This window comes from Streptomyces sp. CB01881 (genome assembly GCF_002953255.1).
Taxonomy (GTDB): Bacteria; Actinomycetota; Actinomycetes; order Streptomycetales; family Streptomycetaceae; genus Kitasatospora.
The window spans coordinates 9,803,955-9,817,851 of record NZ_CP026498.1; the positions used below are offsets into that span (position 1 = coordinate 9,803,955).

Sequence of the window (13,897 nt, forward strand, 5' to 3'; positions counted from 1 at the left end):
GCACCGGGTGGCACCGGACGCGTCAGGTGGCCGTGGGCGGCTCGTCGGCCGTCCGCCCACGGTGGCGCGCCGAGCGGGGCCCGCTCGGCGCTGCGAGGCTAAACCGGTTCAGATCCCGTGTCAACGGTCCGCGCAACGGCCACTCCGGCGGGTGAGCCGGCGTGCCGGCCGGGGCCCGGTGGCGAGGTGGACTCCCGGACGGTCAGCCGAGGGGTGGGCATCTGCAGGTCGCGTCCGGGGCCGGTCTCGTCGACCACCGCGAGCAGGCTCCGGGCGACCTGCTCGCCGAGTGCGAAGGTGTCCCGGCTGAGCGCCGTCAGCGGCGGGTGCACGATCCGGGCGAGCACCGAGTCGTCGAAGGAGACGATCGACAGCTCGCCGGGCACCGGGACCCCCATCTCGCCGGCCACCCCGAGCCCGGCCACCGCCATCACGTCGCTGTCGTAGACGATCGCGGTGGGCCGCCGGGGGCGGGAGAGCAGGGTGCGGGTGGCGGCGGCGCCCTCGGCGTCGCTGAAGTCGGTCGGCACCGAGACCGCCTCCTCCAGGCCGAGCCGCCGGGAGGCGTCGCGCAGCGCCCTGATCCGGCGCTGGGTGTGCTGGAAGTGCGGCAGCCCGGCCAGGTGCGCGATCCGGCGGTGGCCGATGGCGGCCAGGTAGTCGACGATCGAGAGCATCGCCTCCCGGTCGTCGGCCCAGATCCGCACCGGACCGCCGCCCTTGCCGGGGCCGCCCAGCACGACGGCGGGCAGCGCCAGCTCCTCCAGCACCTCCAGCCGCGGGTCGCGGACCTGGAGGTCGACCACGATGAAGCCGTCGACCCGGTGTTCGGAGGCCCAGCGCCGGTAGACCTCGATCTCGGCGGCGGTGTCCTCGACGACCATCAGGTGCAGTGCGACCGAGTGGGCGGAGAGGACGGCCTGGAGGCCGGAGAGCAGTTGGCTGAAGAACGGCTCGACACCGATGGTGCGGGCCGGGCGCGCGATCACCAGGCCGACCGCGTCGGCCCTGGCCCCGCCCAGGGCGCGGGCGGCGCTGTGCGGCCGCCAGTTCATCTCCTCGGCGACCCGGAGGATCCGGGCCCTCGTCGCCTCGCTCACCCCGGGGCGCCCGTTGAGCGCGAAGGACACCGCGCCCTTGGAGACGCCGGCCTGGCGGGCGATGTCGGCGATGGTCGGTCTGCCCACAGGGATCCGACTCCTCTCTTGACATCCAAGTTTAGGCGGGAGCATAGTCCCTGCAACAGCTAGACCGGTTTAGTACATCAGGTTGCGAAAACCCAGCAGGTTCGAGAACTCGGCACGATCCCCCACCCACCCCCCTGGACCGGGAGACCCTCATGCGAAGAATCTGGGCGGCACTGACGACGACGGCGGTCACCGCCACCCTGCTCACCGGCTGCGGACTCGGCTCCGACACCAAGAGCGACGACACCGTGGCGAGTGCGGCCGCCACCGGCGAGGTCAAGGGCAAGGTCTCCCTCCAGACCTGGGCGCTCAAGCCGAAGTTCACCGACTACGTCCAGGGCGTGATCGACGGCTTCAAGCAGAAGTACCCCGGCGTCGAGGTCCAGTGGCTCGACCAGCCCGGCGAGGGCTACTCGGACAAGGTGCTCAGCCAGGCCGCGGCCGGCACCCTCCCCGACGTGGTCAACCTCCCGCCGGACTTCGCCCTCCCGCTGGCCTCGAAGAGCCTGCTGCTCGACGTCGCCAAGGCCGACCCGAAGCTCTCGGACGAGTACGTCGCCGGCGGCGTCGACGCCTACCGGTTCACCGGCCAGGACGGCACCTACGGCTACCCGTGGTACCTCAACACCGATGTGAACTACTGGAATTCGGAGCTGCTGGCCAAGTACGGCCTGGACCCGAAGAACCTTCCCACCACCCTGGACGAACTGATCGCCCAGGCCCGGGTGATGAAGGAGAAGTCCGGCGGCTCGACCTACCTGATGAGCCGCAAGCCCGGCCTCGGCGACCTCGTCAACGCCGGCGTCAAGGTGATGGCCGACGACGGCAGGTCCTTCACCTTCAACACCCCCGAGGCGGCCGCGCTGCTCGACAAGTACCGCGCCGCGTTCAAGGAGGGACTGCTGCCGAAGGACGTCCTGACCGACACCTACGCCGGCAACACCAAGCTGTTCACCGCCGGTACGGCGGCCTGGACCACCGGCGGCGCCAACCTCATCGCCAGCGTCGCCACCGACAACCCCACCCTCGCCCCCAAGATGGTCTCCTCCCCCGCGATGGGCACCCCGCCGCTGTACGTGCAGGGCCTGTCCATCCCGAAGAGCACCAAGAACCCGGCCGCCGCGGTGGCCCTGGCCCGCTGGGTCACCAGCCCGGAGAACCAGGCCCGGTTCGCCCATCTGACCAGCATCTTCCCGTCCACCAAGGCGTCCGCGGGCGACGCCTTCTTCAGCAAGGGCGACGGCACCAACGGCGGTGACGCCAAGGTCGTCGCGTTCGGCTCGCTGGCCAAGGCGAAGATCCTCCAGCCCGTCCAGGTCGACGACGCGATGGGCACCGTCATCAAGCAGCAGATCGCCCTGGCGATCAGCGGCGACGCCACCTCCAAGCAGGCACTGGACACCGCCGTCGAACGCTGCAACCAGCTGCTCAAGGGCTGACGCCACCCCGCTCCGCCGGACCGGCACCGGCGGAGCGGCGGCCCTCCCCGGCCGCCGCTCCGCCGGGCCCGACCCGCACCGCCCCCAGGAAGGCAAGGCACCCGATGACCCACCGGCGTTGGTTCACCCCCTGGCTGCTCGCCGGGCCAGCGATCGTCTGGCTGGCCGTCTTCAACCTCTGGCCGACGCTCAACACGGTGATCCTGTCGTTCACCGATGCCAAGCCCCTGGGCGGCGGCCGGTTCACCGGCCTGGCCAACTACGAACGCATCCTCGACGACGACCAGCTCGCCGACGCCCTGCTCAACAGCATCGTCTACCTGCTGGTCTGCCTTCCGGTACTGACCGTCCTGCCGCTGCTGCTCGCCCTGCTGGTCCAGCGCAAGCTCCCCGGCATCACCTTCTTCCGCACCGCCTTCTACACCCCGGTGATCGCCTCGGCCGTCGTGGTGGCCCTGATCTGGGGCTGGGTGCTCGACGACCGCGGGCTGGTCAACGGCGTGCTCCAGCAGACCGGACTCGCCGACTCCCCGGTCGCCTTCCTCACCGACCGCTGGCTGCTGCTGTTCAGCTCGATCGCCCTGACCGCCTGGAAGGGGCTCGGCTACTACATGGTGATCTACCTCTCGGCCCTCGCCAACGTCGGCCGGGAGCTGCACGAGGCCGCCGCCGTCGACGGCGCGAGCGCCGTCCGCCGGTTCTGGCACGTCACCCTGCCCGGGGTGCGGCCCACCATGATGCTGGTCTCGGTGCTGATCTCGGTCTCCGCCCTGCGCGTCTTCTCCGAGCTGTACGTGCTCTCCCACGGCACCGGCGGGCCCGGCGGCCGGGACATGTCGGTGGTGATGCTGATCCAGATGTACAGCCGCGGCTTCACCGGGCACCTGGGCTACGCCTCCGCGCTCAGCCTGCTGCTGTTCCTCATCACCCTCGGCCCGATGCTGCTCCTGACGCGCCTGAACCGGAAGGCGGACTGACCCGTGACCCGACCCGCCGCCCCGGCCCGGCCCGCCGTACCGGCCCAGCCCGGTACCCCGGCCCGCCGCACCGCACCCGCCCGCCGCCCCCGCAGCTTCAACACCCCGTCGGCCGGCCGGACCGCACTGCGCTACCTGCTCCTGGCCGTCGTGCTGCTGCTGGTGATCGGCCCCTTCCTCTGGCAGCTCTCCACCTCGCTCAAGGGCCCCGACGAGGACGTCTACACCCGGAGCCCGGCCTTCATCCCCGAGCACCCCACCTTCGCCAACTACGCCAAGGTCGCCGACACCATCCCGGTCTGGACCTACGCCGCCAACTCGCTGGTCGTCGCCGCCATCGCGATCTTCGGCAACGTGGTCGGCTGCACCCTGGCCGGCTACGCCCTCGCCAAACTGCGCTTCCGCGGCTCCCGGCTGGTCCTCGGGCTCTTCCTGGCCACCCTCGTCCTGCCCGGCGAGGTCACCATCGTCTCCCAGTACGTGACGGTGCGCAGCCTCGGCCTGGCCGACTCCCTGGTCGGCGTCGCCCTGCCCGGCGCGCTCGCGATGCTCAACGTGCTGCTGATGCGCACCGCGTTCGCGGCGGTGCCGCCGGAGCTGGACCAGGCCGCGCTGGTCGACGGCGCCACCGTCTGGCAGCGCCTGTGGCACGTGGGCCTGCCGAACGTGCGGGGCATGCTCAGCGTGATCGTCATCTTCACCTTCATCGGCGCCTGGGACGACTTCCTCTGGCCGCTGATCGTCCTCACCGACCCGCAGAAGTACACCCTCACCGTCGGACTCCAGTACCTCAACGGCACGTTCAGCTCCAACCCGCGGCTGATCGCGGCCGGCACCATGATCGCCTTCCTGCCGATCGTCGTGGTGTTCGGCATCTGCCAGCGCTTCTTCTTCAAGGGCGTCGAGGAGGGAGCCGTCAAGGGCTGAGCTCCGCCCCCACCCGTCCCGCCGCACCCACCGAGGAAGCCGACCGAGGATGACCGCCGCCCAGCACCCCGCTCCCCGTCCGCCCCGCTTCGGCGTCAACTACACGCCGACCGCGGGCTGGTTCCACCACTGGCTCGACTTCGACCTCGACGCCGTCCGCGCCGACCTCGACTCGGTCGCCGCGCTCGGCCTGGACCACGTCCGGGTCTTCCCGCTCTGGCCCGTCTTCCAGCCGAACCGCACCCTGATCCGCCCGCGCGCCGTCGAACAGCTCGCCGCGCTGGTGGACGCCGCCGGCGAGCGCGGGCTGGACGTCGCCGTCGACGGGCTCCAGGGCCACCTGTCGAGCTTCGACTTCCAGCCGTCGTGGATCCAGAGCTGGCACCGGCGCAACATGTTCACCGACCCGGACGTGGTGGACGGCCAGGCCGCCTACCTGCGCACCCTGGCCGGGGCACTGCACGGCCGGGCCAACTTCCTGGGCATGACGGTCGGCAACGAGGTCAACCAGTTCTCCGGCGAGCCGCACCCCGACCCCGACCTGGCCACCCCCGAGCAGGTCGACGCCTGGCTGCGCCGGATGCTCGACGCCTGCGAGCAGGGCGCGCCCGGCCGCCTCAACCTGCACGCCTCCTACGACGCCGCCTGGTACCTGGACGAGCACCCGTTCACCCCCTGGCACTCGGCCCGGATCGGCGCGGCCACCGCCGTCCACTCCTGGGTGTTCAACGGCACCGCGCAGCGCTACGGCGCGCACTCCACCGCCACCGCGCAGCACGCCGCGTACCTGGTCGAGCTGGCCAAGGCCTGGGCGCAGGACCCGCACCGCCCGGTCTGGCTCCAGGAGGTCGGTGCGCCGGCCCCGCACATCACCGCCGGGGACGCCGCGCGCTTCACCGGCGACACCGTCGCGGCCGTGCTGGACTGCCCGGACGTCTGGGGCGTCACCTGGTGGTGCTCGCACGACGTGGACCGCTCGCTGGCCGACTTCCCCGAACTGGAGTACGGCCTCGGCCTGCTCACCACCGACCGGCGGGTCAAGCCGGCCGGGGCCCGGATCGCCGACGTCGCCGCGCGGGTGCGGGCCGGCTGGCGGCCGCCCCTGCCGCGCACCACCGCGGTGGTGGTCGCGACCGGCGACGAGGTCACCTCGCCCAAGCGCTCGGTCTGCGCCCCCGGCGGCCCCGTCTTCGAGGCGTTCATGCGCCTCGCCGAGGACGGCGCCCGGCCGACCACGGTGCTCGCCGAGCGCGCCGGGGACGCCGCCCACCTGGCCGCCCGCGGGATCACCGAGGTGCTCCACCCCGACGACGTACGCTGACGATCACCGCCCACCCGACCCCCAGTCACGCAACGGAGCCTTCCGCCATGCACGATGACCGCACCCTGGTCGAGTCCCGTCTCAAGCGCGTCCTGGACGAGCGCATCCGCCCGGCGGTGTACCCCGCCTCCGTTCCGCTGGAGGTGTCGGTCTGGACGGCGCCCGGCGAGCCCGTCCCGGTCGCCGAGGGCCTGGCCGCGCCGCGCACCCCGATCGCCGTCGGCGACGCGTGGGGCGCGCCGTGGGGCACCAGCTGGATCACCGTCACCGGCACGGTGCCCGAGGCGTGGGCCGGGCGGACGGTGGAGGCGCTGATCGACCTCGGCTTCGACGCCAACATGCCGGGCTTCCAGTGCGAGGGCCTGGTCTACCGCCCGGACGGCTCCCCGGTGAAGGGCCTCAACCCGCAGAACCAGTGGGTGCGGATCGCCGCCCCGGCGGCCGGCGGCGAGCAGGTCGAGCTGCACGTCGAGGCCGCGTCCAACCCGGTCATCCTCGACTATCACCCCTTCCTGCCCACCGAGTTGGGCGACCGTGAGACCGCCGGGGAGCAGCCGCAGTACCGGCTGGCCCGGATGGACCTCGCGGTCTTCGACGAGACGGTGTGGCAGCTCGTCATCGACCTCGAAGTGCTCGGCGAGCTGATGGAGGAGCTGCCGGTCGAGGGCGCCCGCCGGTGGGACGTGCTGCGCGCCGTCGAGCGGGCGCTCGACGCGATCGACCTCCAGGACGTCAACGGCACCGCCGCGGCCGCCCGTTCGCAGCTCGCCGAGGTGCTCGCCGCGCCCGCCGTACCGTCCGCCCACCGGATCAGCGCGGTCGGCCACGCGCACATCGACTCGGCGTGGCTCTGGCCGCTGCGCGAGACCGTCCGCAAGGTCGCCCGGACCACCGCCAACATGACGGCGCTGCTGGAGGACGAGCCGGACTTCGTCTACACCATGTCCCAGGCACAGCAGTACGCCTGGATCAAGGAGCACCGGCCCGAGGTGTACGCACGCGTCAAGAAGGCGGTGGCCGAGGGCCGGTTCGTCCCGGCCGGCGGCATGTGGGTGGAGTCCGACACCAACATGCCCTCCTCGGAGGCGATGGCCCGTCAGTTCGTCCACGGGAAGCGGTTCTTCCTGGAAGAGTTCGGGGTCGAGAACCAGGAGGCGTGGCTGCCGGACACCTTCGGCTTCACCGGCGGCCTGCCGCAGATCATCCGCAACGCGGGCTCCAAGTGGCTGCTGACGCAGAAGATCTCGTGGAGCCAGGTCAACAAGTTCCCGCACCACACCTTCCTCTGGGAGGGCATCGACGGGACGCGGATCTTCACGCACTTCCCGCCCGTGGACACCTACAACTGCTCCATGAAGGGCAAGGAGATCGCGCACGCCGCGCGGAACTTCAAGGACAAGGGCGTCGCCCGGCACTCGATCGCCCCGACCGGCTGGGGCGACGGCGGCGGCGGCACGACCCGCGAGATGGTCGCCAAGGCGGCCCGCCTGCGGGACTTGGAGGGCTCGGCGACGGTGCGCTGGGAGCGGCCCGCCGAGTTCTTCGAGAAGGCGCAGGCCGAGTACCCGCAGCCGCCGGTCTGGGTGGGCGAGCTCTACCTGGAGCTGCACCGTGCCACGCTGACCAGCCAGGCGAAGACCAAGCAGGGCAACCGGCGCAGCGAGAACCTGCTGCGCGAGGCCGAACTCTGGTGCGCCACCGCGGCGTCGCGCACCGGCCTGCCCTACCCGTACGAGGAGCTGGACCGGATCTGGAAGACGGTGCTGCTGCACCAGTTCCACGACATCCTGCCCGGCTCGTCGATCGCCTGGGTGCACCGCGAGGCGGAGGCCACCTACGCGGGGCTGGCCGCGGAGCTGGAGGCGCTGATCGGCCGGGCGCAGCAGGCGCTGGCCGGTGACGCCGCGGGCGGGCGCGAGCTGGTCTTCAACGCGGCCCCGCACCGCCGCTCGGCGGTGCCCGCGGGCGGCGCCGCGGTGCCGGACGCGCCGGCCGGCTGCTCGGTGGCCGCCCGCGCCGCGGGCGGGTTCGTGCTGGCCAACGGGCTGCTCTCGGTGGCCGTGGACGGTGACGGCCTGGTCGTCTCGGCGGTCGACCTCGCCACCGGCCGGGAGACCGTGGCCCCCGGCGCCCGTGCCAACCTGCTCCAACTGCACCCGGACTTCCCGAACATGTGGGACGCCTGGGACGTGGACCAGTTCTACCGCAACACCGTCACCGACCTGACGGCGGCGGACTCGCTGACGGTGGTCGCGGACGCCCCGGACGCCGTCGCCGTCCGGGTGGAACGCTCCTTCGGCTCGTCCACGGTCGTCCAGACGCTGACCCTGCTCGCCGGCGTCGGGCGCCTGGACATCGACACCGAGGTGGACTGGCACGAGACCGAGAAGTTCCTCAAGGCGGCCTTCCCGCTGGACGTGCACACCGAGCGGTACGCCGCCGAGACCCAGTTCGGCCACCTGTACCGGCCCACCCACACCAACACCAGCTGGGAGGCGGCCAAGTTCGAGGCCTGCAACCACCGCTTCGTCCACCTGGAGGAGCCCGGCTGGGGCGTCGCGCTGGTCACCGCCTCCACCTACGGCCACGACGTCACCCGCACGGTCCGCGACGCCGACGGCGGCACCACCACGACGGTCCGGTTCTCGCTGCTGCGCGCGCCGCGCTTCCCCGACCCGCGCACCGACCAGGGCCTGCACCGGTTCCGGCACGCGCTGGTGCCGGGCGCCGGAATCTCCGACGCCGTCCGCGAGGGCTACCTGATCAGCTTGCCCGAGCGGCGGGTGACCGGCTCCGTGGACGCCGTCCGGCCGCTGGTGGAGCTGGACGAGGACACGCTCGTGGTGAGCGCGGTCAAGCTGGCCGACGACGGCAGCGGCGACGTGGTCGTCCGTGTCTACGAGGCCGACGGCGGCCGCGCGCGGGGCCGGCTCACCACCTCGTTCCCGCTGGCCGGGGCAGTGCCCTGCGACCTGCTGGAGCGGCCGTGGGACGGCACCCGCGGCGAGGTCACGGTGGACGGGGGCGGCGTGTCCCTGTCGTTGCGGCCGTTCGAGCTGGTCACGCTTCGGCTGACGCCCGCGTCCGCCTCCGCGCCCGCGTCCGCTTCCGCCTAGCCTCCTGCGCTGTCCGTTGCCCAGCCCGCCGCCCCCGCCCGCCCAGGGCGGGGGCCCTCCCGCCCCGGAGCCACCCGCGATGACCGTCCCGCCGTCCGCTCCCCCGCTGTTCGCCGCCGTCGACATCGGCGGGACGAAGATCGCCGGGGCACTCGTCGACCAACGCGGAGGACTCTCCCAGCGGGTTCAACTCCCCACTCCGGCCGGGGAGTCCGGTGCGGCCGTGCTGGCCGTCGTGCACCGGGTGCTGGACCACCTCGCCGCGGCCCCGCAGTGGGCCGCCGTGACCGCCGTCGGCATCGGCAGCGCCGGACCGGTGGACCTCGGACACGGCACGGTCAGCCCCGTCAACATCCCCGGCTGGCGGGAGTTCCCGCTGGTCGCCGAGGCCGCCGCCCACCCCGCCGTGGCCGGGGCGGGACTGCCCGTGGCGCTGGCCGGCGACGGCGTCGCCATGGCCGCCGCCGAGCACTGGCGCGGCGCGGCCCGCGACGCCGACAACGCGCTCTGCCTGGTCGTCTCCACCGGCGTCGGCGCCGGGCTGATCCTCGACGGTGCCGTCCGACCCGGCCCCAGCGGCAACGCCGGGCACCTCGGCCACATCACCGTCAACCTCGACGGCGACCCCTGCCCGTGCGGCTCCCGCGGCTGCCTGGAGGGCCTGGCCAGCGGCACGGCGATCGCCCGGCGCGCCCTCACCCACGGCTGGCGCCCGTCCGGCGGGGACCGCTCGGCCCGCGCCGTCGCCGCCGACGCGCTGGCCGGCGACCCGGTCGCCCTGGCCTCCTTCGACCGGGCCGCCCAGGCGCTGGCCGCCGGGATCGCCGCCACCGCCGCCCTGGTCGACCTCGACCGGGTGGTGATCGGCGGCGGGGTCGCCGAGTCCGGCGCCGTCCTGTTCGACCCGCTCGCCCGCCACCTCGACCGGTACGCCGTGCTGCCCTACGTCCGCGGGCTGGACGTCCGTCCGGCCGAACTCGGCGCCGACGCGGGCCTGATCGGCGCAGCGGCCCTCTGCCGTTGACCACCCCCGCCTGCCGTTGACGACTCCCGCCTGCCGTCACCCACCCCCGCCCGCCGTCACCCACCCCCGCCTGCCGTCAGCCGCCCCGGAGGGAACGCGCATGCCCGCAGCCACCCGTCCCCCGTTCGCGCCGCTCGCCAACCCGGTCCGCGACTACGCCTGGGGATCCACGACCGCCATCTCCGCGCTCACCGGCACCGCGCCCACCGGCGGTCCGCAGGCCGAACTCTGGCTGGGCGCCCACCCGTCGGCGCCGTCCCGGCTCGACGACGGCGACGGGCCGCGCCCGCTGGACGAGCTGGTCGCCGAGGATCCGGAGGGCCACCTCGGAACCGACACGGTGAAGCGCTTCGGACCGGAACTCCCCTTCCTCCTCAAGGTACTGGCGGCCGAGCGCGCCCTCTCGATCCAGGTCCACCCCACCCGCGCTCAGGCCGAGGCCGGCCACGCCGCCGAGGAGGCCCGCGGCATCCGGCCCGACGCCCCGGACCGCACCTTCCGCGACCGCGGCCACAAACCCGAACTGATCTGCGCCCTGGGCGACTTCGAAGCCCTCTGCGGGTTCCGCCCGGCCGCCGCCACCGCCCGCCTGATGGACGAACTGGCCGTCCCGCTGCTCGCCCCCTGGGCCGCCGCCCTACGGCGCCGCCCCGCCGGGGAGGTGCTGCCCGCGCTGCTACGGCACGTCCTGGCCGACGTCCGCCCCGGCCCGGCCGAGCTGGCCTCCCTCGCCGGGGCGCTGCACCGGGTGGCGGACGGCGGCGGGCCGTTCGCGGCGGCCTGCGCCGCCTACGCACGGGCCGCCCGGGACTACCCCGGCGATCCCGGCCTGGTCGCGGCACTGCTGCTCAACCACGTCCGGCTCCGGACCGGACAGGCCCTCTTCCTGGACGCCGGGGTGCCGCACGCCTATCTGCACGGCCTGGGCGTCGAGTTGATGGCGAACTCCGACAACGTCCTGCGCTGCGGCCTGACCGCCAAGCACCTCAACGTGGACGGCCTGCTGGCGGTGACGTCGTTCCGCACCGGCGAGCCCGGCATCCTCACCGCCGAACCGGTCGCCGGGGGCGTCGAGGAGGTGTTCCGCTCCCCCGCTGCGGAGTTCCGCCTCTCCCGGCTCCGCCCCACCGGCACTCCCACCCGGATCGACCTGCCCGACGCCCCGCAGATCCTGCTCTGCACGGCCGGCCGAGCCGTCCTGGGCACCCCCGACGGCCGCCGACTGGCCCTGCACGCAGGCGGGTCGGCCTTCCTGCGCCCCGGCGGCGGCCCCGTCCACCTCACGGGCACCGGCGCGCAGCTGTTCCGCGCCACCACGGGCGGCTGACCAGGGAGGCCGCGTTCACCGGCCGGGCTCACCGGCCTCGGAGCTGGGCGGGTGCCACCGGGTCGGGCAGGTCGTAGGGCGCTCCCTCCTGAGTCACGCGCGTGCCCGCGGGGTAGCGGACGCACTCCGAGATCGCCGCGACGGACAGGTTGCCGTTCGGGTAGAGGCTGACCACGACCCGGTGGCCGACGCCGTCGCCGTCGCGCGGTGGCGCCAGCCGCAGGGTGACGTCCTCGACGGCCTCGTCGTGGCTGGTCACGGTCCAACCCTTCCCAACAAGGGCCTGCTTGGCGCGTCGCAACGCGTCCAGTGCCTGCGGGCGGGTGACCCCGGCGAGTGCCCACTCCGTGCTGATGACGGCCGTCCCGGGCTCACGGGGCTGGGTGTCGGCGAGATTGTCGACGAAGTGGGCGAGCCCCCGCGGGTGGCAGTCGTAGATGTTGGCCTCCGTGCCCCCGCCCGGCCACTGCGGGTTGAGTGCCGCACCGGGGAGGGCGAGGGCGTCGTACACCTCCTGCGTCTGCGCGTCCAAGCGCCGGGCGGTGGCCGCCGGGTCGGCCGACGGGAACGGGGTGCCCGTCCAGGCGCCGATCACCTTGACCCCGGCGAGGAACACCGCACCGACCGCGATCACGCCGACGGTCACGTAGAGGGCGGCCTTCCGGCCCCGTCCGGTCTGCTGAGGACTGCTCGTCATGATCCACAGCTTGCTCCGCCGCAACCGGGCGGCGCCTGAGTACTGGTACTCAACTCCTCCTGTGTGAAGTCGCCCGGCCTCCCCGGCGGGCCACCGGCGTTCACGGGCCGGGCAGCAGAACGGCTCCGCCGGGCCGGCGACCACGGGAGGCGCCCGCTCGATCGAGCGGCGCCACCCCTGCGGTGCGTCCCGGGCGGAGCCCCGGTCCCAGCGCGCCACGGACGGCGGCTCCGTTGCCGCTGTCGGCGTCACTGCTGTCATGGCTACTGCTGTTGCCGTCCCGTTCCCGGCGGCCTCGTCGATGCCGGGAGCGTCGTCGGTACCGGCAGCCTCGTCGACGGAGGCGGCTCCGTCGGTCCGGGCGGCCCCGTCGGTGAAGACGGTGCTGTCCGCGGAGGCGGTCCTGTCGGCGAAAGGCGTCGCCGTCGGTGAACGCGCCGCCGTCAGCGCGCCGAGGCGCGGCAGCGTCTGCGCGTGCGGTGCACCGGGGCGGCCTGGCCCGCGCCGCGCGGGACGTTCACCGCCACCCGGTGGGCCGGCGCCGGGGGCAGCGGGTCGGCCGCGGTCCCACCCGGCGCGAACGCTTCGAGGAACCGCCGCTCGGAGTCGCTGAGCGTGCGGGAGCGACCGGACTCCCGGTCCCGCGCGACCACCACGGTGCGTGCCCGCATATACGTCAGCGGATCGCGGCAGACATTCACCTCGACATGCGCGGAACTACGGCCGAGCCGTTCCACGGTCAGCCGTACCAGCAATGGCTCCGATGCGTGGTGGAGCTGCTCCAGGTAATCGATCTCATGCCGTGCGATCAGGAATCCGGACGGGAAAAGGGATTCCCGGACGGCGACCGCGTGGTGGCGGAAGAGGTCGTAGATCCCCTCCTGGACGTAGGAGACCAGCCGGGCGTTGTTGATGTGCCCGTTCTCGTCGACGTCACTCCACCGGGTGGGGCAGGTCAGGACATGCGCGTTGGAGTGCGACGCGCTCACTGCTTCTTCAGCCCGGCGTCGCCCTGGCCGCCGGCCGCGGCGGGCAGCAGCGCCCGCTGCAACCTGGCGTAGTAGACGGCGTGTTCGGAGGCCATCCGGGCGGCGGTCCACCCTTCCTCGGCGGCCTCGGCGGCGGCCTGGACGACCAGGCTGTCGAGCATCCCGTCGACGGCCCGGCAGAGCTCGGCCACCGCCGCCAGGCGCTCGATCACGGCGACGTCGGCACCGTCGACCCCACCCCGGGCCGGGAACGCCGCGAGCGAGTCCACGGCGAGCCGCAGCTCGTCGACGGCGCCCGGCCGGATTTCCGAAAGGCAATTGAGCACGGTTTTCTCCCGAAAGATTTACGGCATGATCGAATTCGTTCGAGTACGCCGGAGTGGTTCGAGCGCGGATCGCGCACCCCCCGGTGCAACGGACGCTATCCCAGCCCGGCCATGTCATCGCAGGGTTTACGGAGCCCAGCGGGAAACTGCCCACCATTGGAGTAGTTTGGCGGGGCATAAAATCTGCCGCATCAGCCGAATGCCGCCCCGGCGGTCACCCTGAGTGATCACGGCTCAGGCGCCCCAACCGGCCCACCGGCGTGCCTCGTACAGGTGCGTGCCGCGCAACACGCGGGTGCCGTCCGGGCGATGGAAGGTGAGCACCGAGGTGCACCAGGAGCACGGTCCGGCGTGGTCGGGGGCCGCGGTGAGCAGCCGTCCGGCACCCGGCTCGTCGCCGACGCTCTTCACATCCCGCCCGTCCTCCTCGCTGCCGAGGGGGACCCGGGTGAAGCGCCCGCCCGCCGGGCCGTACTGCCACAGGTGCGCGGTGGCACTCGCCCAGAACCGGCCGGGCGCGGCGAGCACCGGCACGAGGTCGTGCCCGCCCGGCTCCGGCAGGCACCC

Annotated in this window: 12 protein-coding genes; 7 read left to right on the plus strand and 5 right to left on the minus strand. The window is 73.3% G+C overall.

Features of this window, described 5'->3' with window-relative positions:
• Positions 1-98: 98 nt before the first annotated feature.
• Positions 99-1,187, minus strand: a complete 1,089-nt coding sequence (locus C2142_RS32200) for a LacI family DNA-binding transcriptional regulator (protein WP_148646333.1) — start codon at positions 1,185-1,187, stop codon at positions 99-101.
• Between the two features lie 152 nt (positions 1,188-1,339).
• Between C2142_RS32200 and C2142_RS32205 the strand changes: the two genes are divergently transcribed.
• The 7 genes from C2142_RS32205 to manA all read left to right on the plus strand — a co-directional run bounded on the left by C2142_RS32205 (position 1,340) and on the right by manA (position 11,318).
• Positions 1,340-2,626: a sugar ABC transporter substrate-binding protein gene (locus C2142_RS32205; RefSeq protein ID WP_148646334.1), complete on the plus strand. Its 1,287-nt coding sequence runs from the start codon at positions 1,340-1,342 to the stop codon at positions 2,624-2,626.
• A 104-nt stretch (positions 2,627-2,730) separates the two neighbouring features.
• On the plus strand, positions 2,731-3,603 hold the full coding sequence (locus C2142_RS32210) for a sugar ABC transporter permease (protein WP_148646335.1): 873 nt from the start codon (positions 2,731-2,733) through the stop codon (positions 3,601-3,603).
• 3 nt (positions 3,604-3,606) lie between these two features.
• Positions 3,607-4,530, plus strand: a complete 924-nt coding sequence (locus tag C2142_RS32215; protein WP_148646336.1) for a carbohydrate ABC transporter permease — start codon at positions 3,607-3,609, stop codon at positions 4,528-4,530.
• A gap of 49 nt (positions 4,531-4,579) precedes the next feature.
• The gene (locus C2142_RS32220) at positions 4,580-5,851 is read left to right on the plus strand and encodes a glycosyl hydrolase (protein WP_148646337.1); all 1,272 of its coding nucleotides are present in this window, start codon (positions 4,580-4,582) and stop codon (positions 5,849-5,851) included.
• A 47-nt stretch (positions 5,852-5,898) separates the two neighbouring features.
• Positions 5,899-8,967 (plus strand): glycoside hydrolase family 38 C-terminal domain-containing protein, encoded by a 3,069-nt coding sequence (locus C2142_RS32225; protein ID WP_148646338.1) that lies wholly within the window; start codon positions 5,899-5,901, stop codon positions 8,965-8,967.
• A gap of 79 nt (positions 8,968-9,046) precedes the next feature.
• A complete protein-coding gene (locus C2142_RS32230; RefSeq protein WP_148646339.1) occupies positions 9,047-9,991 on the plus strand; it encodes an ROK family protein in 945 nt (314 codons plus the stop codon).
• Positions 9,992-10,091: 100 nt separating this feature from the next.
• Positions 10,092-11,318 carry a mannose-6-phosphate isomerase, class I gene (manA, locus tag C2142_RS32235; RefSeq protein ID WP_148646340.1) on the plus strand — a complete coding sequence of 409 codons (1,227 nt, stop codon included), beginning with the start codon at positions 10,092-10,094 and terminating at the stop codon, positions 11,316-11,318.
• Positions 11,319-11,346: 28 nt separating this feature from the next.
• Here manA and C2142_RS32240 read toward each other — a convergent pair whose 3' ends face one another.
• The 4 genes from C2142_RS32240 to C2142_RS32255 all read right to left on the minus strand — a co-directional run bounded on the left by C2142_RS32240 (position 11,347) and on the right by C2142_RS32255 (position 13,858).
• On the minus strand, positions 11,347-12,015 hold the full coding sequence (locus C2142_RS32240; RefSeq protein WP_148646341.1) for a hypothetical protein: 669 nt from the start codon (positions 12,013-12,015) through the stop codon (positions 11,347-11,349).
• Positions 12,016-12,458: 443 nt separating this feature from the next.
• Positions 12,459-13,004, minus strand: a complete 546-nt coding sequence (locus C2142_RS32245) for a thioesterase family protein (protein ID WP_162002606.1) — start codon at positions 13,002-13,004, stop codon at positions 12,459-12,461.
• Positions 13,001-13,330, minus strand: a complete 330-nt coding sequence (locus tag C2142_RS32250) for a hypothetical protein (RefSeq protein WP_162002607.1) — start codon at positions 13,328-13,330, stop codon at positions 13,001-13,003. The genes C2142_RS32245 and C2142_RS32250 overlap by 4 nt, the downstream gene beginning before the upstream one ends.
• 234 nt (positions 13,331-13,564) lie before the next feature.
• Positions 13,565-13,858, minus strand: coding sequence for a hypothetical protein (locus tag C2142_RS32255; RefSeq protein ID WP_148646343.1), 294 nt, complete (start codon positions 13,856-13,858; stop codon positions 13,565-13,567).
• Between the last annotated feature and the right edge of the window lie 39 nt (positions 13,859-13,897).

Bases quoted from the DNA above. Each gene is read 5' to 3' on its own strand.
- manA (WP_148646340.1), top strand. From the start codon at position 10,092: ATGCCCGCAGCCACCCGTCCCCCGTTCGCGCCGCTCGCCAACCCGGTC.
- C2142_RS32240 (WP_148646341.1), bottom strand. From the start codon at position 12,015: ATGACGAGCAGTCCTCAGCAGACCGGACGGGGCCGGAAGGCCGCCCTC.
- C2142_RS32205 (WP_148646334.1), top strand. From the start codon at position 1,340: ATGCGAAGAATCTGGGCGGCACTGACGACGACGGCGGTCACCGCCACC.
- C2142_RS32230 (WP_148646339.1), top strand. From the start codon at position 9,047: ATGACCGTCCCGCCGTCCGCTCCCCCGCTGTTCGCCGCCGTCGACATC.
- C2142_RS32220 (WP_148646337.1), top strand. From the start codon at position 4,580: ATGACCGCCGCCCAGCACCCCGCTCCCCGTCCGCCCCGCTTCGGCGTC.
- C2142_RS32210 (WP_148646335.1), top strand. From the start codon at position 2,731: ATGACCCACCGGCGTTGGTTCACCCCCTGGCTGCTCGCCGGGCCAGCG.
- C2142_RS32225 (WP_148646338.1), top strand. From the start codon at position 5,899: ATGCACGATGACCGCACCCTGGTCGAGTCCCGTCTCAAGCGCGTCCTG.